The 24,016-nt window shown below is 39.4% G+C and carries 20 protein-coding genes; 18 read left to right on the top strand and 2 right to left on the bottom strand.

Features of this window, described 5'->3' with window-relative positions; translation table 11 throughout:
- Positions 1-218 precede the first annotated feature (218 nt).
- Both DUK53_RS05370 and DUK53_RS17910 read left to right on the top strand, forming a co-directional pair.
- Positions 219-2,948, top strand: coding sequence for an immunoglobulin-like domain-containing protein (locus DUK53_RS05370; RefSeq protein ID WP_124892607.1), 2,730 nt, complete (start codon positions 219-221; stop codon positions 2,946-2,948).
- Positions 2,949-3,062: 114 nt separating this feature from the next.
- Positions 3,063-3,194, top strand: a complete 132-nt coding sequence (locus DUK53_RS17910) for a hypothetical protein (protein WP_255410865.1) — start codon at positions 3,063-3,065, stop codon at positions 3,192-3,194.
- 305 nt (positions 3,195-3,499) lie between these two features.
- Here DUK53_RS17910 and DUK53_RS05365 read toward each other — a convergent pair whose 3' ends face one another.
- Complete coding sequence (locus DUK53_RS05365; protein WP_059140459.1) at positions 3,500-6,451, bottom strand: Tn3 family transposase; 2,952 nt, start codon at positions 6,449-6,451, stop codon at positions 3,500-3,502.
- A gap of 227 nt (positions 6,452-6,678) precedes the next feature.
- On the opposite strand from DUK53_RS05365, the gene DUK53_RS05360 reads away from it, so the two are divergent.
- The 4 genes from DUK53_RS05360 (at position 6,679) to DUK53_RS05345 (ending at position 10,938) form a co-directional block, all read left to right on the top strand.
- The gene (locus DUK53_RS05360; protein WP_036092828.1) at positions 6,679-6,996 is read left to right on the top strand and encodes an ArsR/SmtB family transcription factor; all 318 of its coding nucleotides are present in this window, start codon (positions 6,679-6,681) and stop codon (positions 6,994-6,996) included.
- A 107-nt stretch (positions 6,997-7,103) separates the two neighbouring features.
- Positions 7,104-8,399, top strand: coding sequence for an arsenic transporter (locus tag DUK53_RS05355; protein ID WP_124892605.1), 1,296 nt, complete (start codon positions 7,104-7,106; stop codon positions 8,397-8,399).
- A 14-nt stretch (positions 8,400-8,413) separates the two neighbouring features.
- Positions 8,414-10,084: an FAD-dependent oxidoreductase gene (locus tag DUK53_RS05350; RefSeq protein ID WP_059140460.1), complete on the top strand. Its 1,671-nt coding sequence runs from the start codon at positions 8,414-8,416 to the stop codon at positions 10,082-10,084.
- Positions 10,085-10,305: 221 nt separating this feature from the next.
- Positions 10,306-10,938 (top strand): recombinase family protein, encoded by a 633-nt coding sequence (locus DUK53_RS05345; RefSeq protein ID WP_036094682.1) that lies wholly within the window; start codon positions 10,306-10,308, stop codon positions 10,936-10,938.
- Between the two features lie 145 nt (positions 10,939-11,083).
- Here the strand turns inward: DUK53_RS05345 and DUK53_RS05340 are convergent, their stop codons facing one another.
- Positions 11,084-11,194, bottom strand: a complete 111-nt coding sequence (locus tag DUK53_RS05340) for a putative holin-like toxin (RefSeq protein ID WP_077917947.1) — start codon at positions 11,192-11,194, stop codon at positions 11,084-11,086.
- A gap of 234 nt (positions 11,195-11,428) precedes the next feature.
- On the opposite strand from DUK53_RS05340, the gene DUK53_RS05335 reads away from it, so the two are divergent.
- From DUK53_RS05335 to DUK53_RS05280, 12 genes are all read left to right on the top strand, one after another.
- Positions 11,429-11,983, top strand: coding sequence for a pPIWI-associating nuclease domain-containing protein (locus tag DUK53_RS05335; RefSeq protein WP_036094683.1), 555 nt, complete (start codon positions 11,429-11,431; stop codon positions 11,981-11,983).
- A complete protein-coding gene (locus DUK53_RS05330) occupies positions 11,970-12,299 on the top strand; it encodes a hypothetical protein (protein WP_036094684.1) in 330 nt (109 codons plus the stop codon). Before DUK53_RS05335 ends, DUK53_RS05330 begins: the two co-directional genes overlap by 14 nt.
- Before the next feature lie 141 nt (positions 12,300-12,440).
- Positions 12,441-12,773 (top strand): hypothetical protein, encoded by a 333-nt coding sequence (locus DUK53_RS05325; protein ID WP_036094685.1) that lies wholly within the window; start codon positions 12,441-12,443, stop codon positions 12,771-12,773.
- Between the two features lie 229 nt (positions 12,774-13,002).
- Positions 13,003-13,275, top strand: coding sequence for a helix-turn-helix transcriptional regulator (locus DUK53_RS05320; protein WP_036094686.1), 273 nt, complete (start codon positions 13,003-13,005; stop codon positions 13,273-13,275).
- 190 nt (positions 13,276-13,465) lie between these two features.
- Positions 13,466-14,209, top strand: coding sequence for a DUF6414 family protein (locus DUK53_RS05315; protein ID WP_036094786.1), 744 nt, complete (start codon positions 13,466-13,468; stop codon positions 14,207-14,209).
- On the top strand, positions 14,196-15,290 hold the full coding sequence (locus DUK53_RS05310; protein ID WP_036094687.1) for an AAA family ATPase: 1,095 nt from the start codon (positions 14,196-14,198) through the stop codon (positions 15,288-15,290). Before DUK53_RS05315 ends, DUK53_RS05310 begins: the two co-directional genes overlap by 14 nt.
- A 462-nt stretch (positions 15,291-15,752) precedes the next feature.
- Positions 15,753-16,937, top strand: a complete 1,185-nt coding sequence (locus DUK53_RS05305) for a hypothetical protein (protein ID WP_124892603.1) — start codon at positions 15,753-15,755, stop codon at positions 16,935-16,937.
- A 493-nt stretch (positions 16,938-17,430) separates the two neighbouring features.
- Positions 17,431-18,744 carry a xylose isomerase gene (gene xylA / locus DUK53_RS05300; RefSeq protein WP_036094688.1) on the top strand — a complete coding sequence of 438 codons (1,314 nt, stop codon included), beginning with the start codon at positions 17,431-17,433 and terminating at the stop codon, positions 18,742-18,744.
- 18 nt (positions 18,745-18,762) lie between these two features.
- Positions 18,763-20,265, top strand: coding sequence for a xylulokinase (gene xylB / locus DUK53_RS05295; RefSeq protein ID WP_036094689.1), 1,503 nt, complete (start codon positions 18,763-18,765; stop codon positions 20,263-20,265).
- Positions 20,266-20,478: 213 nt separating this feature from the next.
- Positions 20,479-22,755 (top strand): glycosyl hydrolase family 18 protein, encoded by a 2,277-nt coding sequence (locus tag DUK53_RS05290; protein ID WP_052164958.1) that lies wholly within the window; start codon positions 20,479-20,481, stop codon positions 22,753-22,755.
- 93 nt (positions 22,756-22,848) lie between these two features.
- Positions 22,849-23,235: a hypothetical protein gene (locus DUK53_RS05285; RefSeq protein ID WP_036094690.1), complete on the top strand. Its 387-nt coding sequence runs from the start codon at positions 22,849-22,851 to the stop codon at positions 23,233-23,235.
- A 44-nt stretch (positions 23,236-23,279) separates the two neighbouring features.
- Positions 23,280-24,014, top strand: coding sequence for a class I SAM-dependent methyltransferase (locus tag DUK53_RS05280; RefSeq protein ID WP_036132269.1), 735 nt, complete (start codon positions 23,280-23,282; stop codon positions 24,012-24,014).
- Positions 24,015-24,016: the final 2 nt, after the last annotated feature.

The raw sequence follows: 24,016 nt of genomic DNA, 5'->3' as shown, positions 1-24,016 counted from the left end.
GGTTGAGAAACCCTGTTACTATTAATTTTGTACCAAGCAGTGACCTAGAAAAGAAAGAGGAGTGATTGTATTCGTCCATGAATAATCGCAACAGACGCACTATTTCTCTAAAGAATTGACAAAGAAAATGAATTTGTTATAGAAAGACAGATGCAGCACAAAATCCTGCTAAAATAAAGGTAAGCCAACAAATAAAAAAAAGAAAGAAGGAATGAAAAATGAAAATGAAAAAATTAATGAGTGTGGTTGCTTTAACATCGATTATCGGAACAAGTGTGGTAACGCCATTTAATGTCTTGGCAACACCTGCCGCAGCATCGGAACAAGCAAACAGCAACAATGTAACTAACCCAAACCTATTCAAAATTTCTACGGAGATGACGAAGCTAGCGGATGGAAAGTATAAATTAAACTGGAATTCCGTAGCAACTACAAACGCATGGACATGGAATGAAGCAAGTAATGTATTTAGTAAAGTGGAAACCAGTAAGAACATTGTTAGTTTGGCTGTAGAGAAAGATACAGCCATTACGCTGAAAAACGACTTGAAAAACTTTGCTTATGTCTCTGCAAACCCAGCAATCGGACAACCTGTTGCCACAGAAATTGGAAAAGAGTACACTGTCTCTACAGATTTTGACATAGTACAAGGCTCAACACTTGCTTCTATTCAAATTTATAATGAAAGCCCTGTGGCAAACCTAGTAAATACTAATAAGAATGCAAACACCGGAACAATGAGTGTCACATTTAAAGCGACCCAAAAAACTACTTTTATTGGTTTCGGAGCATATGGAGAAAAAGGGACAATAAAAGAGGTTAGGTATTCGAATATCAGTATGGTAAAATCCGATGCACAAGTGGCCAAAGACGATGTCGCTACACAAAACACAGCGCGTGAAGCCGTCAACAACTTGTTTGAAAACAAAAACCCACAAGGCAATATTACATCGGCTGTTACAGAAGACAGCATTGCGAATGCCCAAAATCTAGTGGATCAAGTAGTAGATGTAACGAAAAAGGCAGAGCTACAAGCCGATTTAGACAAAGCCAAAGCACAACTAGCAGATAAAGTCGCGAAGGCACAGGCAGAAAAAGAAGCGGAAGAGAAAGCGCGTGAAGCCGTCAACAACTTGTTTGAAAACAAAGACCCAAATGGCACGATCACAACAGGCATCACACAAGCAGACATCACGAATGCGCAAACTCTCATCAATCAAGTAACGGATACGGATAAAAAAGCAGGCCTACAAGCCGATTTAGAGAAGGCAAAAACACAACTAGCGGACAAAGAAGCGCAAGCACAAGTCGAAAAAGAAGCGCAAGAGAAAGCGCGTGAAGCCGTCAACAACTTGTTTGAAAACAAAGACCCAAATGGCACGATCACAACAGGCATCACGCAAGCAGACATCACGAATGCGCAAACCCTCATCGATCAAGTAACGGATGCGGATAAAAAAGCAGCCCTACAAGCCGATTTAGAGAAGGCAAAAGCACAACTAGCAGAAAAAGAAGCACAAGCACAAGCTGAAAAAGAAGCGCAAGATAAAGCGCGTGAAGCCGTCAACAACTTGTTTGAAAACAAAGACCCAAATGGCACAATCACAACAGGCATCACGCAAGCAGACATCACGAATGCGCAAACCCTCATCAATCAAGTAACGGATGCGGATAAAAAAGCAGTCCTACAAGCCGATTTAGAGAAGGCAAAAACACAACTAGCAGAAAAAGAAGCACAAGCACAAGCTGAAAAAGAAGCGCAAGATAAAGCGCGTGAAGCAGTCAACAACTTGTTTGAAAACAAAGACCCAAATGGCACGATCACAACAGGCATCACGCAAGCAGACATCACGACAGCCCAAAATCTTATCAACCAAGTAATGGATGCGAATAAAAAAGTAGTCCTACAAGCCGATTTGGATAAAGCAAAAGCACAACTAGCGGATAAAGAAGCCCAAGCGCAAGCCGAAAAAGAAGCGCAAGATAAAGCCCGCGAAGCAGTCAACAACCTATTCGAAAACAACAACCCGAAAGGTGATATTCTAACGGGAATCACGCAAGAAGACATCGCCATTGCCCAAAACCTCGTGAATAAAGTCACAGATCCTGCAACAAAAGCAGCCTTACAAGCCGACCTAGACAAAGCTAAACAACAAGTAGCCGATCGTTTAGCGACGACTGGTACAGTGAAAACAGATGCCTTCACAATTGGTACAGACAAATATGTTACAGGCACTTACACTGGTGACGTGGCTCGTATCTCTCTTTTCCAAGATGGTGTCGAATACAAAGGGGCAACGGTCAAAAATGGCACATTCAGCTTTTATGCCGCTGACAAGAAAATCAAAAAAGACCAAACAATCATCATGACAGCTTACGATAAATACGGCAAAGAATTAGCCCAAGAAAAAGTAACCTTTGTCGTACTAACCGAAGGTAAAATCACACCGAACGAGATGACGATTCCTGGTGACAAAAACATCACAGGTACGTACACAGATGACGTAAAATCAGTCGTTGTGACAGTCAACGGCACTGTGTACAAAGGTGGAACGGTAGCCAACGGTGAGTTCAAATTCTACAGCCAAGATAAAATCAAAGCTGTCACAGATAAAGTAACGATTCAAGCGTTTGACAGTGTTGGCAAACTATTGGATACAAAAACGGTTAAAATCAAAGCACCAGTCGTTGTCACAGCAGGCGACATCACATTGGACACGTATACAGTGGGCGATAAAAACATCACAGGGATGTATACTGGCGACGTGAAATCAGTAGTCGTAACAGTGAATGGGGCAGCCTATAAAGGTGGTACATTCAACGCAGACGGCACGTTCAAATTCTACGCACTAGACAAGATCAAATCAGCAGACGATGTCATCGCTATCCAAGCTTTCGACAAAGCAGGAAAAGTACTTGACACGCAAACAATCAATATTCAAAAATAAATGGCAATATAGGCGAGAGACTCATAACCATACATGGTGTTTCTCGCCTTTTTTATTGTAGAACTGGTCTTGATATGCTTGTACTTGTAACTACATGGAAAGGAGGCAGATGACATGAAAGAAACGATTCGTATTAAAAATATGTATCAAATAATGAAGAGATACGTGTGGTTTTTAATAAGCACAACTCTTATAGGGGGCAAAATTTTCATTGCCAACTATTCGAAGATTGGTTTCATGAAATGACGATGATTGAGAATAAACTTAAAATTGCTTTTGAGAGCAAGACCGGCGAAGCGATCGGCGCAAAATTGATGCAGGAAAGAAATCGATTGTGTCTTGATTATGGTCAAGTCTATCGAGAGGTTATTCAAAGTTGTAAAGGGAATCATTGGTGAGCAATAAATAAGTGTGCAAACAAATCTATCTGTCTGTTGACAGGACTTTTTTGTGTTGGAGAGAAGCATTCTAGGGGTAGAACCAGCATCTCCGAGTAAATCGGATATTACGTAATATTCCGAATATTACGCGATGCCCGATTTACTTGTTCCTTATAAATGTATTCTCTTTTTCATATCAATATGAAACTCTCCATATGGGTTGATATGATTGTAAATCATAGGAGTCAGTGCTCGATAATCTTCGGCTTCCATCTTGTTTTGCCATTCTTTTTTACTTAACACCGATTGGATTTTAAGTGTGTTCATATAAATCATGCAATTCTGTATGAGTTGGAGACTGAGCATCGCTATTTCTTGTTCTTCTAATTGATTGTGGCGAATTTCGCCACCTTGACCGAAAAAGACAAAGTCACTGGCAGAATGCCAATTTCCTACTGTATTTAAACCGGCATGAATTTCTTTTCGTAGCTCTTCAGATAGGAGATAATCGCATAGAAACATCGTTTTTATCACTTTACCTAATTCTTGAAAAGCGAGATAGGTAGGGTGCGAACTATTTTTGGAAAATTGCTTTAAAATAGCTTCGGTATCCGCGGTATGAATACGTAACGCTGTCGCATATTTCACCATTTCGTTGTACTGTCTGTGAATAAGATCCCAGTTGATGGCTCGCTTCGCAATAACGGGGGCGATATGCTCATATCGATCACTAGCCGATGCTCTATATAATTTTTGTGCATGTATATTTTTGAAACGTGGTAATAACTCATAGCCTAGTAAGTGACAAAATGCGAATCCTACCGCACTTTGGCCATGTGTGTCTACATAATTGCGATCCACTTCTTTTGCTGTGCCATGATGGAGTAAACCATGCAGCATCGCTGCTACTTCTGACGAGTTTGGTGCATTCACTTGCGAATGAATACACATGGACTTTTCTTCAATATGCCAATAAACAGATACGCCAGGACCACGATACCTTGGGAACCATTGCGTTCGTAAATTTTGATCGTAAGCTACCACGCGAGAAGAATCAGAAGCGCAAGCACAAGAAGTGGACCCTTTGCCCCATACACTCTCTGCTCGTTCTGTTAAAATGGCATTCACTATTTTTTGATTGGCCGCTTTTAGATTTTCGGTATGAATATATTTCCGCTTAACGTACAGTAAATCTTTGTAGCTGATGTCTGGACTACCCGATGATACACGTCGTATTCCAGTGTTTGTTCCAATACCGTATAGACATAATAACAACCGTTTTTGGATAGCTTCTCGATCCAGGCGTTCATACGTAGCAAGGCTTTGAAACGTCGTCGAAAATCCTGTTCGTAAATCCGTTTCTTTAATGATATCAATGAGATTCGTCATCCACCAACGATCGGTAATTTCTTTCTTCAGATAGGTAAGTTGATGTGGATCAGGACTTAACTCATTTGGCGCGACAGCAATCCAACCGTTTTTCTTGGTCAATATGTTCACTTTCTTATTATCTGGCATCGTTGTATCCAGCAGATGTAGCTTGTCACGTAGCTCCAGCTGTAGACTTTCTATTTTTTCTGCGCCATCTAAGGGAAGCTGAAGCGTCTCATAGTGCTGGACACGCTTCTCTTCAAAGTCAGCGGGCAAATATTCATCTGGATTTCGATAACGAAAAGCGAAAGATACCCATATTTCACGGCATTTCAACTTATCTTTTAACGCATGTAAGACACATATTTCATAATTAATGCGATTGATTTTTAGCTCACCATTGCTATCTTCTTTAATGACCAAGTCATACCATTTCTTGGGGATAATTTCTGGGCCAAGTGGAATATCCTCAGAAGGAGAAAAGGTAATTTGTTTGGATGTATGATATTGTCGCAGTAAGTCAATCGCTTGAATGACGGGTTGATACCGGTGGTTATTGGATTTGAATTGAAGCGTTTGCAATATATTCGTCACAGCGGAACGATAGGAACTACTATAGGAATTCCGTATACGCCAGTGTACTTTCTCTTGATAAATGGAGTTTTTATATTTTAATTCTTTGACAATATCCCCTACTATTTCTGGAGATGCGACGGAAAAGAGTGTGTCTTTGATAATCCCATTGGGATTTTGGAGCGCGCTCTCCAATAAATGAACCAAGATTTTATTCTTACCAAATACTTTCTTTACTTCTAGTATTAATTCCATTTTCACTTTCTTCTCCGCACGACCATCGATTTTATGGATGAGTGTAATGAGTAACTCTACAAGGCTATCATGCAATTCCCTTATTTTTAGCCAGAAAAAAGCACTCAGTAACGTGTAGCGAATAGGATCATTATGCCGACTCACTTCTGTCTTATCCTCGGACGTGGCCCTTAGTCTATATTTTTGCAAAATCTTAGCAGGAATATCCGTAAACAAATAATCTGGCAACTCTAAGTCGAGAAGTGTTTGCAGTTTATTTAATTCCATGACTAGGGTGGCTTGACTAAGGCGCCCAGGCCCTAAGGTTAACCTTCTAAATGTGATTTTTGTTATATCTTCTTTGTCGTTTTCTTCATTTTCTAATGCTCCCCAGTAGGCTAGTAAAGCAGCCATCTTTTCCAAACTAGTAGCAGAAAGCCTCTGGTAGGTTGTTTGATAAAACTGTTGCTCTTTTTGCCGAATACAGCCACGCACTAACGTTTCTATTTGGGATTCCGAAGGGATGATTATTTTTTCTACACGGTACTTCCTAGATAGCTGTTCTTTTAACACATCTACATCTTGGTTGTACTCGTATATTTTGTCGTCTAACCAATCTTGCAATGATTTTCTATCCGCTTCATTCTCTTCTCGAAAACCGCAAAATTGTAAAATTTCCTGTCGCTGCCGATAGGCTGTTTTGGAATCCAATTGGTAGGTTATATAAGCATCAGACGACAATTGTAATTGCTTCGCGATGAACGCAGGCATATCAGGTGGAACATCGTTCTTTTCTACTGGGAATTGATGCTCCAACTGAAAATATTTTAGCATCACAGCAAAACCAATCCGCGTAGCTCTGTATTTCGTTGTAACAAACGCCATTTCTCGATCGCTCAATATAAAAGCTTCTATTTCTTCATCAATCGTCCATTCTTTTTTCATGATGTTTCCCCCATCCATTTTGTTAGATCAAAGATTTATTGCATAAATTATATCAAATATAGAAAAGTATGCAAAGGATACTTATAGATAAAAAAAGAGAGTGCAAGCTAGTTGAAAATGAACGATATAGACTGTTTTTCGCATAAACGAAGAGAAATACTTGACGTTCCACTTGCAGATGTTTATATTTATAGATAGACAAACATCTATCTATAAGGAGGTTCATTGTGACATATGAAGAAACTGCTCGCCTTTTTAAGGCGATGAGTGACCCTAAAAGAGTTCAAATTATTGATATTCTTTCCTGCGGGGAATTGTGTGCGTGCGATTTGCTGGAACATTTCGATTTCACGCAACCCACATTATCTCATCACATGAAAGTTTTACTGCAAGCAAGTATTGTACAAAGCAGAAAATCAGGAATCTGGCATTACTATTCCTTAAGGGATGCATCTATATTGAAAGGACAACAAGTTCTAGCTTCTTTTTTGGACGAAAAAGAAGTGTGTATTTGTAATGACATACACAAGAAAGGGAGCTTATAAGCTAATGCCAGCCAATGACTTTGGTTGGCGAGAATCCCAGCTATGACTCATATTAATGAAATACACTAGCGAGTAGTATCTTTTTTCGCTAGTAGTCAGGGGGAATTATGCAAATCATACTCGCTATTTTAGTTTTTATAATCACACTCGTATTTGTTATCTGGCAACCTAAAAATCTATCGATTGGCTGGTCAGCGTGTGGAGGAGCTGTTATCGCATTACTAGTAGGTGTTGTCACGCTCACTGATGTAGTGACTGTAACAGGTATTGTCTGGAATGCGACGTTAGCTTTTATTGCTATTATCATCATTTCTCTTATCCTTGATGAGATTGGCTTTTTTGAATGGGCCGCGTTACATATGGTAAGACTCGCTAAAGGGAATGGTATTTTAATGTTTGTGCTCATTGCCATTTTAGGAGCTTTGGTAGCCGCATTCTTCGCGAATGACGGTGCCGCTTTAATTTTGACACCTATTGTGTTGGCGATGGTACGTGCCCTTAAGTTTGATGAAAAAAAGGTGTTTCCATTTATTATAGCTAGCGGATTTATTGCCGATACAACATCGCTACCACTAGTCGTCAGTAATCTGGTAAATATCGTTTCTGCTGATTTCTTTGGGATCACGTTTTCTCACTATGCGCTTATGATGTGGATACCCAATCTTTTTTCTTTAATTGCAAGTATCCTGGTATTGTACCTTTATTTCCGACGAGCCCTACCAAAAAGATACGATGCATCAGAACTCGCCACACCAGCTTCCGCAATCAAAGACGTGAAAATGTTCCATATTTCTTGGGGAATATTAGCTGTTCTGGTTACAGGTTATTTCTTAAGTAGTTTCTTGGAAATCCCAGTTTCGTTTATCGCCTTATTTATAGCCCTAACCTTCTTGTTACTTGCTAGAAATAGTCAAGCTGTCCATACTAAAACGATTTTAAAAGGCGCTCCTTGGAGTATTGTATTTTTCTCCATTGGTATGTATGTGGTGGTGTATGGTTTACAGAATGTTGGTATTACGAAAGTTTTAGCAAATGCTTTGGAATATATCGGTAATTATGGCTTATTCGCAGGCACCATAGGCATGGGGTTCATCGCAGCTATCCTGTCATCGATCATGAATAACATGCCTACGGTGATGATTAATGCTTTGGCCATCGATCACACTTCTTTTACCGGAATCATGAAAGAAGCCATGATTTACGCGAACGTAATAGGCTCTGATTTAGGTCCAAAGATAACTCCTATCGGTTCTTTGGCAACCCTTTTATGGCTACACGTTTTAGCGCAAAAAAATGTGAAGATAAGCTGGGGCATGTACTTTAAAATTGGGATTGTCATTACCCTGCCCGTCTTATTTATCACACTCGTAGGTTTATATCTATCTCTACTAATTTGGAATTAATGGAGGCTTATAGGATGAAAATTATTATTATTGGTTCCGTCGCTGCCGGAACAAGTGTAGCGGCAAAAGCAAGAAGAAACACTGAAGACGATGAGATTGTGGTATACGATCAGGATGTCGATATATCTTATTCTGTTTGTGGGATTCCTTATTATATCGGGGGAGAAGTCCCAACATTAGATACCCTAACCCCAAGAAATGCAGCATGGTTTCAAAGACGTTATAACGTCGCTATTCATACGGAACATCGTGTCATGAAAATTCATCCTGACCAACAAAAAATGGATATTTTAAATCTTAAGACTGGAGAAACGGTGGAAGATTTCTACGACGAATTGGTACTTGCCATGGGAGCAAAACCAGTGACGCCTGTTGCCTTTGAATCATTCGCAGATGCTAAGAATATTTTCCATGTTAGAAATATTCAAGACGCCAGCACGATACATCACTATATCAAGAAGAAGCAACCGAAAACAGCACTCATTGTTGGCGCTGGATTTATCGGTCTAGAAATGGCTGAACAGCTACAGCAGTGTGGTATCGATGTGACGCTCATACAGCGTGGGAATCAAATAATGAAACATCTTGATAGGGACATGGCTTTTCGTGTACAAAAAGTATTGGAGAAACAGGGTGTCAAAATCGCTTTAAATACAACGATAGAGAAAATCAAGCGCACAGATAAAGAGAAACGTTTGGTAACGGTAGATAATCATGCATACGAACGAGAATCGGATATGATTATTCTAGCCGCAGGTGTAACACCAAATACGAGCTTATTACATGGAACCAATATAACACTTGGAAGCTCTCATGCTGTTTCTGTAGATGAAAAGATGCGAACGAATATCCCGCATATATCAGCTGTTGGTGATATTGCAGAAAGTTACTCTTTAATCACTGGAAAGCCGTTGTATCGACCTTTAGGTTCGACAGCTAATAAAATGGGGCGAATTGCTGGAGATAGGTTAACTGGTGGATTATTAAAACACCGGGGAATTCTTGGCACAGGGATTGTCCGAGTTTTTGATATGGTTGTCGCCTATACTGGTTTATCCGAACAGGAAGCACGCGATGCAGGCTTTGAAATAGAAGTGCTCTACAATATTAAGCCGGATAAAGCAGATTATCTTGGTGGGAAAGAACTCACAATTAAAGCCATCGCTGATCGAGATACGGGACGTGTTCTAGGTGCTCAAATAACAGGAACACATGGTGTCGACAAACGAATTGATGTGTTAGCAACAGCTATCACTTTTAAGGCAACGGCAGCGGATCTATTTCACTTAGATTTAGCGTATGCTCCACCATTTGCAACGACAAAAGATCCTGTATTGTATACAGGTATGGCCTTAGACAATGCGATACATGATAATCCACTAATAACGCCAGAAACGCTCATTCAGAAACAAAATGAAGGCGAGAAAATGCAGATTATTGATACACGATCCAAAAAGCAGTTTGAAGCATCTTCTGTTAAAAATGCCATACACATTCCTTTGGCCGAGCTCCGAGAACAGGCCACGTTACTTGACCCTACAGTAATTACAGTAACCTACTGTAATAAAGGCGTAACAGGCAATGCAGCCCAGAATATTCTAAAAAACAAGGGATTCCAAACAGTCTATAATCTGTCTGGAGGCAACAAGAACTATCAATTATATTTGAATATGATTAGTGACTAAATAGTATTATAAGGTGAAAGATGTGCCAATGTATAGATGGCATGTCTTTCACCATTTTTGTTGTGTAATAAGTAATCAATACCTAACGGTAAATACTAACAGCTTGATGGTGATTTAGGGTGTACCCTAAATAGACACTCCGGATTCATTGCTTTATGCTGATTTTTAATGTAAAATTAGGGTGTAAAATAAATGAGTTCAAAAATGGAGTGATTTGGGGCATGAAAGTAGCATATGCGCGTGTAAGTTCCACGGATCAGAATTTAGATCGACAATTGGAAGAATTTAAAAGTCATGGTGCCGAGAAAATTTTTGTTGAGAAAAAATCCGGTGCTGATTTTATTAATCGCGAAGAATTTAGAAAAGCATTGGATTTTGTTCGCGAGGGAGATTTTTTGATGGTGGAGGCAATCGATCGGTTAGGTCGGGATTATGCTGAAATTATCCAAACCGTCAATGTACTGAAAGAAAAGAATATTGGTTTGATGGTTACGAGTATGCCTTTATTAAGTGAGCCAATTGGGGACCCACTTTTAGATCGTTTCGTAAAGGATTTAATCCTTCAGTTACTGGCGATGATTGCAGAACGAGAAAGAACGGAAAGTAAGAGAAGGCAAGCGCAGGGAATCGCGATTGCGAAGGAGAAAGGAGTCTATAAAGGTCGGCCGATTTTATATGCGGCAGATGCGAAGGATCCTCAAAAACAGGCAGTGTATCATCAGATTGTTCGGATGTTAGAAGAAGGACTTCCCATCAAACAAATTGCAGAAAAGAATCGAGTGACACGACCAACGATTTATCGAATTAAAGAAGAACTATATGATATAGAAGAAACACGTCATGAAATGAAGTGATTTTGACGAGATCTTCAAAAAATGCTATAATGAAACCAAGAAAAGGAAGCCATGCGCTAACATGACTTCCTTCCAGTAGCACCGTTAAAAAGACGGCGGCCGATTGTATAGTGTAACCATCAAATCCCGACCAAGCGATTGATGGTTATTTTTTTTGGTCGTTATTAAGCTTAATCAATGCAATAACAAGAGCGATTAGGGAGATCAAAAGACTTCCAAAACCGACTGCTAGTTGCAAAGCTTCTGCTACAGACACAAAGGCCTCTCCTTTCGTTAGAGTAGATACTTATTCGCATAAGCATCCCCCCTTTCATGTAAGGATAGCCACCATCTTTCACTCGCTACTAATTTTTATTATAACATACTTGCGGTGCCGTAATACAATGAAATAAGGCGATGTCAGAACGCATGGTTTTTGACAAGGATTAGAGTTAGAGGGGATAATAAAATCATACGATGGGTTAAATTTAAATGAGAGTAGGATTGTAACATGAATAATATCGAAAAAAAGAAACAAATTAGCTTTTCAAATTTTAAGAATTTAAATATCTTTGACAGTGAGCAGTTAGTGATGTTAAAAGGTGGTATACAAGCACTAAGACAGATATCCAACCCTTGTCGATTAATTCATTTTTGCGTAGATATGAGATGCTTTTTAGATGATTTTTTTAATAAGCGTACTCCATATAAACAAGTACAAAGTGAATCATGGTATGAGCCGGAAATTGACCAAGTCACAAAGAAGCCTAAAAAGCATCCTTCAAGGCAGAGTCATTTAATTTATTGGATTAAGAAAGAAATAGAAGCATATGATATTGATGTTCGAAAGGGTACAATAGATAAAATAAAATCATCAGATCATCTTGTAAAAATGTTGAATTCTTATGGAGGTATATGCAAGAAAATACATTCTGACGGAAAACTAGGCGCACTTTTGAATATATCTGATCAAGAGATTAAAGACCAAAAGAATGAAATCTTAAGTGATCTATACAATTTTTTTTACGCTTGCAAGAGATTTGATCTCAGATATGTTAGAATTTAATCTTGTTAAAAATGAATTACTGAGGTATTGCGTGTATAACTCATTTCAAAATTTGGAAAATGTAGGGTATCATGAAATTGAATGGGTTAGTGTATCGAATATAAATATACGAATAAATTCATATGGCGATTTTTTTGGTAAAGGGAAATGTGAGGTTGATTTAATCTTCCATTTAGGCGGTCGTAAAGATGGTGTACAGCATGACTTTGTAATAACACCGAATTTCACTTTTAAATTAGAAGCAGGAAAATCAATTAAAGATTTGCTAGTTGAAATTGATGAGAATTCAATTGATACGGATGCGTTTTATGAATAATGAAGTAAACGTGCATTAGAATTTGTTGTATCTGGATAAAGAATAAAGAAGATACCTATGATTTGACATTAATTTTACTTTATGGTAAAATTTTTTTATCAGTTATTTTACTATTATGTAAAATTTCGGAGGAATTTAATAATGAAGGGAATTTTTGCTATGGACAGTCTATTTTGTTTCTATAGCGGCAAGGACCGAGATAAAGCTCCATGGGCATGGTTGCAAGGATACGATAACCCTGTAACCAGGTACGTAATAATGAAACTTCAAGATTCCGATACCATTTCTGAAATAGAGATTATTGATCAGAAAAATCAAATATTCCTTCTTAATATAAAATGTGATGAAGAAAATATTTGCTTAATCGGATATATCCATCATGAGTCACATGTATTATGTGGAAAAACTGATACTATGAATGGAGAAATTTTCAATCAAGATTTGCTGGATGTCATAACTATCATAGCAGAGTAAGCCCAACTCTTTTATCTCGGCCGCTTTGCGGCTGCAAAAACAAATAGAAGCATATAATTCCATTATGAAAAAAGTGCTGTACCGAAGGAGAAAAATAACGTACCGAAGTAAAGACTCAAAAAAAGGAGGGAAAAGATGAAAGAATAGTCAGTAGTGACTATCGAATATCTATCGTATTCTAGTAGGTTTTAGTAAAGAGGTATGAAAAGGAAGGAGGGTACTATTTAACATGAGTATTGAAAAAACATTTAATATGGACGAAATGCTTAATGATATAGGCGATATACATGGTAAGGAACTACAATTAAAATTACAGTTAAGTGCTAAAATAAAAGAGATAAGAAAAAATAATAAAATGACGCAAGTAAAGCTAGCGGAACTATCAAATGTACCTACCAAAACAATTTCATATTTGGAGAATGGAAAGAACTTTCCATCCATTCCTACTTTACTACGAATTACTGAGTCGATGGGAGCGACATTAAAAATTAGTATCCGTTAATAATACTTATAATATTTTATCTATGAGATGTATTTATAATTAAAAATCAAAATACCCAGATGAAAGAGGGATTAAAAATAAGCAGGATTCTTCGTATAAAACCATTTTAAATAATGGAATATACAAGGCTCCTGCTTTTCCTTAATTGAAGGAAGAGGTGATTTAGGTGGGAAAGGTGCCCAATAAAAAAATGATTAAGGTTGTATACTTTGATGAGGGATCGGCAACAGATTACATTGTAATTCAAAATGGTGGTCAAATTGATTGGTCAAAAAAAGAAAATAAGGAAAAATTGGCAAAAATGTTGACTGAGATAGATGTGCAAGCAAAAGGTGGATTTAATCTATTAGCGTTGGCGAAGGCGGCAATTTCAGGTTCAATGCAAGTTGGGTATGATGCAAGCTCTACAAAAATGGCAGAGAGCACAATAACGAATACGTTGCTTACAGACTATATAAAATTTGCCAATGAAGATAAACATATCTATAAATTTTATAATAAATATGTTTATGCCCCGGAAAATTCAGTTTCAATGTATAAAATGTATAGCTCTTATCTTAATATTGTCCCGAAAGATCAAATACCAATTGATTTAGGCGAATTAAATAATGCTATCTTGGGAGAACGAGGATATTATCAAATGTTAATATCTGATGATAATGGCAGAAAGCAAGTCTTACGTTTTAATATAAACACCTTTAAAAATGGATATACTTTAGCAGATTTATCAAAAATGAACTTAACATTTTTTGGTGTCAATGTAGGGACATGTATGGAAGCAGATTTATCAATGGAAAATGAATTTAAGTTTGAGACAGGAAGTAAGAAGCCACCTAGTGCACAAGAAGTGGTAAAAGGAGTTCAGGCAGTTGATGAAAACAGGCTAGAAATTTTTGATATTGTATTGGCAGGTGTTATGCGTGACCCGAGTTAATATTTTTTACGGATCTAAGAAAAAATTTAATGAAATTATCCCTGAAAAATATAGAACTTTGACGGATGTAGCTTATGAATCAGACAGAAATAGTAAGCAATTTTATATAGTTGTAAAGGGAGAAGATCAGAAAGAGACAACTGAAGAGAGAGTATCTATTGAAAATTTTGTGGCGAGTTCGGATGAATATGCTGGTGTAAGCGAGCATGTAATTATTAATTTCAATAATTTTATCGCTAAATTTAAAGTTGACAATATGTATTTGCATAATCCACCAATTCAAATTAGTAACCAAGTAAAACGTCTATATGATGAGGTGAAGATTAATTATCAGAACTACACGCAATTAAAAGTAGCTGATTTACAAACAATAAACAAAGAGTATAATAGCACTATTATTGGGCAGGAGTCTGTCAAAAACGAATTAATCCAGGCTTTATTTCCGCTAACTATCGAGACAAGAGTAAAACCCGTTGTAATTCTTTTCTATGGGAAATCTGGTATTGGAAAAACAGAAACAGCCAAATATATATCGAATATACTCGAGGAAACTTTGTTTAGAAAGCAATTTTCAATGTATCAAAATAATCAATTTGCAACCTATCTATTTGGGGGGGCTCACTACGAGAAGAGCTTTGCGAAAGACATGCTAGATAGAGAGTCAAATGTTTTATTGCTAGATGAATTTGATAAAGCACATGCATCATTTCATAGCGCATTTTATCAGCTTTTTGATGAAGGAACTTATGAAGACCAAAATTATAATTTGGATTTAAAAAAGTCAATTATAATATGTACGTCAAATTATTCGAGTTTAAACGAAATAGAAAAGCACTTGGGAAGCGCAATTTATAATCGATTTGATAAAGTTATACAGTTTTCTGATTTATCATTAGAGTCGAAAGCACAGATTGGGGAAAAAGAGTACATGGAGATTTCAACAATTTATAGACACTCTTTGAATAATGATATTAAGGTAAGGCTTGAAGGTAGTTATAAATATTGTGACAATGTAAGGCAAATTCGCCATTTGATAGAAGATACAATAGCTTTAGATATAGTATCAAAGACGCTGAATTAGTTTGGATAGGTTTAAACTAGTGAAAAGTCCAGAATTTAAGATATATAGACACGCTAAATGAGACCAGTAAGTAGAAACATACAGGTCTCATTTAGTGTTTCAAAGTTGGTCTATAAAGCCGAATCTATATAGAAGAAACGAGATGCTAAGACAGATATTTACTTCGTGTATCCGATTGCTAAAGAATGTCATACCAAGTCGATATCTATATCCGTATTTGGTTATATAGATTTTAGCAAAACACTAGTGTAAACTGAGATTATCACATTGTGATGTAACTAGATAAGGTGTTTGTTGAAGAGATTGACTACTATATATTGTATATGATATAGTGATAATAGATAAAAAGGCAATAATGCTAATAGTTTCAGTCACTTTAATTGAGAGCGCTAACAATTAAAGTGTGACGTGTTCAGTAGTTAGTGGTTGACTTCCAAAAAAGTCATCAATTAAAAAAGGGAGATGATTGTCATAGCAGATTTTATGGTAATAAAAAGATTTAACTCAAAGCAAGACGATATGGAGGTTGCGTCAAAAGAGCAGATTTTATCTTTATTAGATAATGGGGAAGAGTCTCAAGATATAAAGGATATTTTAGACAATATTGTCGAAGAAAAATGTAACATTGCTGGCTCGGCTCAAATAATTAAACTATTTAATCAAATTAATAATAAAAAAGATGATATGCGAATAACAGTAGAAGACATTTCTCTTGTTGGATTTGATGAAAAGCAGCTAATACTATCTTTTAATGAGGAAAGTACTGATGATTTGGCTTTTACCGCAAAAGGTATCTATTCTTTTAGCACAGATTTTTTAGATAAATTATTCAGTATGTCTAAATTTGCGAGATACTGTTTTAAAGTAAATGAAATTGACTTTTTACGAGACAGCTTGGATTATCTGTTAGATAAGACAGATGGTAAAATGATGCAGTATCGTTTTATTAGCGGTACGGGTAAAAATAAAGAGGATATGTATATTAGAGCGATTACTTCTAATCAATACAGAAACTTTGATAATAATATAGTGCTGTATCTTTGTTTAGTATCGATACATAATTATTCAAAGGTAATGAATAAGAAAGCCTATATTGAACAAGCTTATATTACAGATTCCAGCTTAGATTTAACTATAAAGTTAGATGAGAAAATCAAATTAAACAATTATTTTTCTATCGAGGTTGGTATTAACATCACAAATAGTGAAATTAGAGAAGGAGCTGTTCTTTTTGAGTTTATATATACTATTAGTGATAAGAACGGTAAGAAATCCACAGCAATGGGAGATACTGTTATAAAGATACAGCATAATAATAAATTTGAAACTGTGGGTTCGAAAATGAAAATGCTTCACAACTTAAAAGATCATACAGATGGAGTGCTAAATGGAATCAATGTTGCAAGGCTAGCTACAAAATTAGATGAAAATGTATTATTTTCTATCTTTAAAAATTTGGCAAGTTCAAAAACTCTTGAAAAAGGCACTAGATCTAAATTAGAAAAACTTCACAAGGAAGAGATAACTAGTAATACGTTAACGATAATAGAACTTTTTGAGAAGCTAGAGCAACTAAATACTTCTGTTGACGATAAAACATATATACAAAAAAAGTTTAATGACTTTTTAACTAATGGTCTCAAGTAAATATTTTTTGGATATTGCTTAAGGCTTAAGGATGAAAAAAGAACAGCTACCCAACATGATAGATTAAATGGTGTAAATTGTATGTTATTGATGCTTTGTTTGAGTCTCACTTAATGGCATTGTGGGATGCTGAAAATACAAAGCGAATCTAACACAATGGACTTGTGTTAGATTGGATAAAACGATGCGAGACATTGGGCGCGTAAGAGAGAAAATGACTTTTTGGCCTTTCTTTTTTCTTTCAGCTTTTTGAATAGCACATAACATATTCTATAGCAGTATTAAGTGATATTCGATAAAAGATGATATTTTTCCTTATGAATGCATACGCACCAAAACTACGAGCCAACCCCGCCCGTAGTTTTTATTTACGAAAAAACTAAATGAAACCGCTTTACAAATGAACTCAAAAAAGGTATGATATCTGTATAGTTAGTTCGATGCACAAACTAATTGGAATCTGCGTGATAATTTGATGAGGAGGCTATATATTATGAGTTATTTTCCACAAGTAGAGAAGATTCAATTTGAAGGTAAGGGGACGAAAAATCGGTTTGCGTTTCGTCATTATAAGGCGGATGAGGTTGTACTCGGTAAGCCGATGAAGGAGCATTTGCGTTTTGCTGTGGCGTACTGGCACACAATGACTCAGGATGGTAGTGATCCGTTTGGAATGCCTACGAATGAGCGTACTTGGATTGGCGCAACGGAGATGGATACGGCTAAAAATCGTGTTGAGGCGTTTTTTGAAATCCTTGAAAAATTGGGTGTGGAGTATTTCTGTTTCCACGATATCGATGTGGCTCCGGCTGGTAATTCGATTGAGGAGTTCATGAATAATCTGGATGAAATTACGGATCTGATTAAGGTGAAAATGGATCAGACGGGTATCAAATTGCTTTGGAATACGGCGAATATGTTCTCTCATCCGCGTTTTAATAATGGTGCGGGTTCGACAAATGATCCGGAAGTGTTTGCTTATGCGGCGGCGCAAGTGAAGAAGGGTCTGGATATTTCTAAGAAACTTGGCGGCGCGAACTATGTATTCTGGGGTGGTCGTGAGGGTTATGAGACGCTTTTAAACACGGATATGAAATTCGAGCAGGACAATATTGCGCGTCTTTTCAAAATGTCGATTGCTTATGGTGAGAAAATTGGTCACAAACCGCAATTCCTTATTGAGCCGAAACCCAAAGAGCCGTCAAAACATCAATATGATTTTGATGCAGCGACAACGATGGCGTTTATTAAGAATTATGGTTTAGAGGGTGACTTTAAGCTGAATTTGGAGGCGAATCACGCGACGCTTGCTGGGCATACTTTTGAGCATGAATTGCGTGTGGCTCGTGAATATGGGGCGCTGGGCTCGATTGATGCGAACCAAGGGGATATGTTGCTTGGTTGGGATACGGATGAGTTTCCAACGAACGTGATGGACGTGACGCTTGCGATGTATGAGATTTTGCAAAATGGTGGTATTGCTCCGGGTGGGGTGAACTTTGATGCGAAGGTTCGTCGTTCTTCTTTTGCAATGGAGGACTTGATACTTGCGCACATCGCGGGGATGGATACGTTTGCTCGCGGGTTGAAAGTGGCTGCGAAACTGATTGAGGACAAGTTTATTTCTGATTTGCTTGCTGAGCGTTATGGTAAGTGGACGAATACGGAGATTGGGAAGTCTATTTTGGCTGGGAAAGAGGATTTGGAGTCGCTTTCGAGCTATGCGTATAAACATGGTGACGCGATTGAACTGGAATCTAGCCATATCGAATATGTGAAATCTGTTTTGAATGATTACGTATTTTAAGCGAAGGAGTTTAGACTGATGGGCTATGTATTAGGTATTGATCTGGGAACGAGTTCGTTAAAAGGAATCGTCATGGATAAGGCGGGGCAAGTGATTGCGGAGGCGTCGGCGGAGTATGAGATTGATTCTCCGGCGCCGGGCTTTTCTGAGCAGCATCCGGAATATTGGGTGGTTGCTTGTGAAGAGGTGTTGACGCGGCTGAATATTGAAGTGGCGGATTTCAACGCGGAGCTTGAGGCTATCAGTTTTTCGGGGCAGATGCATTCGCTAGTGACGCTTGGCGATGAGGATGCGATTGTTTATCCGGCGATTTTGTGGAATGATGTGCGGACGACGAAGCAATGTACGCAGATTATGGCGGAGTTCGGCGATTCGATGATTGAAATTACGAAAAACATTGTGCTGGAAGGCTTTACGTTGCCAAAAATTTTATGGTTGCAGCAGAATAAACCAGAAGTCTGGGAAAAAGTTCGGAAAATTATGTTGCCAAAGGATTATTTGGCGTTCGTTTTGACGGGAAATATGCATTGTGAGTATTCGGATGCTGCGGGAACGTCGTTATTTGATATTGAAAAACAGGATTGGTCGGCGGAGATTTGCGAGAAGTTTGGAGTCGATATGGCTATTTTGCCGGATGTTGTGTCCTCGATGACGCAAGTTGGTGTGGTGAAAGCGAGTTATGCCAAGCGATTCGGCTTGAAACGGGAAGTGAAGGTGTTCGCTGGCGGCGCGGATAATGCGTGTGCTGCGCTCGGAGCGGGTGCGGTGAATGAGGATTATGCGCTCGTTTCGCTAGGTACCAGTGGTGTTTTCAGTTCGTTTGAGGCGAAAATATCGAATTATGAAGGAAAGCTGCATTTCTTTAATCATGTGATTCCGGATGCGAATTATTCGATGGGTGTGACGCTTGCCGCGGGAAACTCGTTGAACTGGTTTAAGAACACGTTTGGCAAGGGCCTCAGTTTTGCGGAGTTGTTGGCGGACGTTTATACGGTTGCGCCGGGCAGTGAGGGTCTGCTGTTTACGCCATATATTGTTGGTGAGCGGACGCCGCATATTGATTCGAAAATTCGTGGTAGTTTTGTCGGGATTGATACGCGCCACGAGCTTAAGCATTTTGCGCGTGCGGTGCTGGAGGGTATCACGTTTAGCCTGAAGGATGCGCAGATATTGATGGAAGATGCGAAAAATAAGAAGTTTAAGCAGATTATCAGTGTTGGTGGCGGTGCTAAAAATGCTGATTGGATGCAGATGCAGGCGGATATTTTCAATGCGGAAATGATTCGTTTAGAGGTGGAGCAGGGGCCGGGCGTTGGTGCGTGTATGCTGGCGGCTGTTGGTAATGGCTGGTTTGAGGATTTTGAGGCTTGCCGTGATGTCTTTGTGCAGTATAAGGACGCGACTTTTACCCCTCGTGCGGAAAATGTAGAGAAATATGAAAAACTGTATGAGATTTATACGCAGGTTTATCCGGCTACGAAGAATATTTGTGGTGCGTTGACGGATTTGCAAGAGATTTGAGAATAGGGACAGATGAGAGTGGTGTGAGTGCTCTTGTTTGTCCTTTTTTGTATTTTTCTTTTTTTAGATGTAATTTTCTGATTAAATATGGTATGATGAAAAAGATTGGGGATGTGATTTTAGTCGTATTTTTGTAAGCGCTTTACGAATGGGCTAACCACATAAAAAAGGTATTTACTTGGGATAATTACAAACAAAGTGGGAGGAAGAAGAATGAAGATTGGATCAAAAAGGTTTTTTGGGAGTTTGATGGTTGCTTTGCTCGCTTTATCACTTGCTTTTTCAGGGGTGTTTGATGCGCCAAAAGTGACTGCGGCTGAGTCGAAATCGCCGTATCGGAATGTGATGTATTATGGGGATTGGTCGATTACGGAATCGGAGGGTAAGTTTTATCCGAAAGATATTCCGGCGGACAAGTTGACGCATTTGAATTTTGCGTTTATGGATTTTGATAGCGCGGGAAATTTGGAGTTTACGGATAAGGATGCTGCGGTGAGTGCGGCTGTTGGGCAGAAGGCTGCGATGGGCGGTATTTTGAATGCGCTTCAGGACTTGCGTGCGACGAATCCGAATTTGAAAATTGGTGTTTCGTTAGGTGGTTGGTCGAAGTCAGGAGATTTTTCGGTGATGGCGGCTGATGATACGGCGCGTGCGAATTTTGTGGAAAATGTGTTGAAGTTTGTGAAATATACAAATATGGATTTCGTGGATGTGGATTGGGAGTATCCGAATTCGCCGCGGGATGGTGATTTATTGGATAATAAGGAGGATGAAGGGACGCCGAATGCCGGGCCTGCGGATAAGGAGAATTATGTGAAATTGCTGCAGGATTTGCGGACAGGGCTTGATGCGCAGGGCAAAACGCTGAACCGGACGTACGAGTTGTCGGTGGCTTTGCCGGCTTCGCAGTGGACGATGAGCCAAGGGATTGATTTGCCAAGGGTTTTTGAGATTATTGATTTTGGGAATATGATGACGTACGATATGCATGGGGCTTGGGACGCTATAACAGGCCATCAGACAGCGCTTTATGATAATCCAAATGATCCGTATGCGAGTTATGGATTATCGATTGATGGTGTGACGAAGTATTTGAAGAGTAAGGGTGTGCCTTCCGAGAAAATTGTTGTTGGCGCAGCGTTTTATACGCGTGGATGGGATACGGTTGCGGAAGGGCCGAACGCGGGTCAGCCGGGCTTATTTCAGCCAGTGGAGCGCACGAATAAAAATGCGGATGGTTCCACGAGTAACGGCGCGGACAATGAGAAGCCGCTTGTTGCTGGGGACGGCGGAACGGTTGGTGGAATTTGGGCATATCGCAGTATTGATACGTTGAAAGCGGTGACGCCGGGCTTGACGGAATATTGGGATGACGCGGCTAAGGCGCCGTATTTGTATAGTCGGGAAACGGGTGCATTTTTCACGTATGATAATGTGCGTTCGGTGACGGCTAAGGCAAACTATGTGAAGGATAATGGCTTGGGTGGAATGATTTCGTGGATGCAATCTCAGGATAAACCGACGACTTCGGCGAAACGTGAGGAACTGACAACCGCGATTAAAAACGGGATGTTTGGGACTGGAAAATTGGTCGGAAACGTGTTGCCGTATCAGGATTTAGCGATTGAAATGACAGTGACGCCGTACACGAATGATGGTACGGGATATGAGATTACGATTTTGAATAAAGAGGTTGCGAACGAGACGAGCGATGTTTTGAAAGCTACGGAAACCGCGGCTGAGACGATTAAGTTACCGAGACTTTACATTCCAATTCGGGATGGGGAGAAATTGATTGCTGCGGATGATAAGGCGGGCATTGTGAAATCGGAAAATGGCTATACGATCGTGGATTTGGCCTCTTCGGATGCGCGGCTTATTTCGCAAGGTGAGAGCTACACGTTCCGCTTGAAATCAAACGTGACGCCGACGGATCTGAAAACGGTAACTTTGGCGCAGCGGATGACGTCTTCGGGTCAGGAATTAGGCCAACAGCTGGTTTATGAAGGTACAGAAGTTCCGCCGAAAGTTGAGGATATTGCCGCGCCAAGTGTGCCTAGTAATTTGCGCGTGACGAAAGTGACTGGCGATGGGGTTGTTCTGAATTGGTCGGTTTCTAAGGATAACGTCGGGGTGACGGGCTATAAAGTGTATCGTGATAGTAAAGAAATCGCGATGGTTACAAAACCGACTTATACGGATAAAAACGTGACGCCTGGCGAGTCTTATAGTTATACAATTAAGGCGTTTGATGCGGCGGGAAATATTTCGGCGGATAGCAATAAGGTGACGGCGAAAATACCGGTCAGCACGACGCCAAATAAAGGAATAGACAAAGCGCCAGTTGCCAATCCGGTAGTGCAAACTGATACAAAGACACCAGAAAAAACGGGCAATTTACCACAAACTGGCGATGCATTTCCGCTTGGTTTAGTTTTGCTTGGAAGTATGCTTGCAGGGACGACTGTAGTTTATCTAAGAAGTCGTTAATGGAATAATGAAAATAGGCATGGTATGGCGCATTTGATGATGCGTCAATGTATCTGGCATGCCTATTTTCTTTTGTGAGGTAGGAGGTGGAAAATGAAAAATAGTATGATAGTGGTGATTATGTTTTCATTGATTTTGATGTTGGGATGTCAGAAAGAGGATGATGTGGTGAGAGAGGAAGTTTCGGTCAATCCGACGGCGGAGGAGGTTTTGAAGGGAAATCAGGATTTGGATATTTTTCAATGGGATGGTGTCATTTATCAGGCGAATATTGATTGGGTCGATGCGTTGGAGTTGACGAAAAAGGAGCAAATTGGTGAGATTAGGCGTACTTTTTCAGAGGTGAAAGGTTTCGGTGATGGGGATGCTACGCGTTTGCCTGCGGGTGCTAAGGTTTTTAATGTCACTGGGCGTGGTGATGTGCTGATTGTGGATGTCGGCGGGAAAACGAAGCATTATTTGGCGCTTATCGAGGGCTAGTTTTTTTGGTATACTATTTACATAAATGAAAGAGGTGTATGAAGATGAAGGAAAATAAATATGATAATCCGGCTTTTTTTGAGCAGTATAGTAAGATGAATCGCTCTGTTGCGGGCTTGAAGGGTGCAGGGGAATGGCATGAGTTTCAGAAAATGATGCCTGATTTCGCGGGGAAACGGGTGCTTGATCTCGGATGTGGTTTTGGTTGGCATTGTCTTTACGCGGTTGAAAATGGCGCGGAATCTGCGGTTGGTGTGGATTTGTCGGAAAATATGCTCGCGGAAGCACGTAGGAAAACGGATTCGCCTAAAATTACGTACATTCGGGAGTCGTTGGAGGATATCGATTTCCCAGCTGGGAGTTTTGATGTGGTGATTAGTTCGCTGACGTTGCATTATATTGAGTCGTTTGAGACGATTTGCGAGAAGGTGAATCAGATTTTGACGCCGGATGGTGTTTTTGTGTTTTCTGTGGAGCATCCGGTTTTTACGGCACAAGGCACGCAAGATTGGTATTATGACGCGGATGGGAATAAATTGCATTGGCCGGTGGATCGGTATTTCACGGAAGGTTTGCGGACGGCGAATTTTCTTGGGGAGGATATCACGAAATACCACAAAACGTTGACGACTTATGTGAATTCGTTGCTTGAAACGGGCTTTGAGTTGGTGCGTTTAGTGGAGCCGGAGCCTGATGCGGCGATGTTGGCGAGTCATCCGGATATGCCAGATGAGTTACGCCGGCCGATGATGTTGCTGGTTTCGGCGCGGAAAAAGTAGCT

This window comes from Listeria sp. SHR_NRA_18 (assembly GCF_003856515.1).
GTDB lineage: Bacteria > Bacillota > Bacilli > Lactobacillales > Listeriaceae > Listeria_A > Listeria_A newyorkensis.
Note: the sequence above shows the minus strand (reverse complement) of the source record. Positions and strands in the feature narration are given on the sequence as shown.

Excerpts from the sequence above, each read along its gene's own strand:
- DUK53_RS05370 (WP_124892607.1), top strand. The coding sequence starts at position 219 with ATGAAAATGAAAAAATTAATGAGTGTGGTTGCTTTAACATCGATTATC.
- DUK53_RS17910 (WP_255410865.1), top strand. The coding sequence starts at position 3,063 with ATGAAAGAAACGATTCGTATTAAAAATATGTATCAAATAATGAAGAGA.
- DUK53_RS05365 (WP_059140459.1), bottom strand. The coding sequence starts at position 6,451 with ATGAAAAAAGAATGGACGATTGATGAAGAAATAGAAGCTTTTATATTG.
- DUK53_RS05355 (WP_124892605.1), top strand. The coding sequence starts at position 7,104 with ATGCAAATCATACTCGCTATTTTAGTTTTTATAATCACACTCGTATTT.
- DUK53_RS05350 (WP_059140460.1), top strand. The coding sequence starts at position 8,414 with ATGAAAATTATTATTATTGGTTCCGTCGCTGCCGGAACAAGTGTAGCG.
- DUK53_RS05345 (WP_036094682.1), top strand. The coding sequence starts at position 10,306 with ATGAAAGTAGCATATGCGCGTGTAAGTTCCACGGATCAGAATTTAGAT.
- DUK53_RS05335 (WP_036094683.1), top strand. The coding sequence starts at position 11,429 with ATGAATAATATCGAAAAAAAGAAACAAATTAGCTTTTCAAATTTTAAG.
- DUK53_RS05330 (WP_036094684.1), top strand. The coding sequence starts at position 11,970 with ATGTTAGAATTTAATCTTGTTAAAAATGAATTACTGAGGTATTGCGTG.
- DUK53_RS05325 (WP_036094685.1), top strand. The coding sequence starts at position 12,441 with ATGAAGGGAATTTTTGCTATGGACAGTCTATTTTGTTTCTATAGCGGC.
- DUK53_RS05320 (WP_036094686.1), top strand. The coding sequence starts at position 13,003 with ATGAGTATTGAAAAAACATTTAATATGGACGAAATGCTTAATGATATA.
- DUK53_RS05315 (WP_036094786.1), top strand. The coding sequence starts at position 13,466 with ATGATTAAGGTTGTATACTTTGATGAGGGATCGGCAACAGATTACATT.
- DUK53_RS05305 (WP_124892603.1), top strand. The coding sequence starts at position 15,753 with ATGATTGTCATAGCAGATTTTATGGTAATAAAAAGATTTAACTCAAAG.
- xylA (WP_036094688.1), top strand. The coding sequence starts at position 17,431 with ATGAGTTATTTTCCACAAGTAGAGAAGATTCAATTTGAAGGTAAGGGG.
- xylB (WP_036094689.1), top strand. The coding sequence starts at position 18,763 with ATGGGCTATGTATTAGGTATTGATCTGGGAACGAGTTCGTTAAAAGGA.
- DUK53_RS05290 (WP_052164958.1), top strand. The coding sequence starts at position 20,479 with ATGAAGATTGGATCAAAAAGGTTTTTTGGGAGTTTGATGGTTGCTTTG.
- DUK53_RS05285 (WP_036094690.1), top strand. The coding sequence starts at position 22,849 with ATGAAAAATAGTATGATAGTGGTGATTATGTTTTCATTGATTTTGATG.
- DUK53_RS05280 (WP_036132269.1), top strand. The coding sequence starts at position 23,280 with ATGAAGGAAAATAAATATGATAATCCGGCTTTTTTTGAGCAGTATAGT.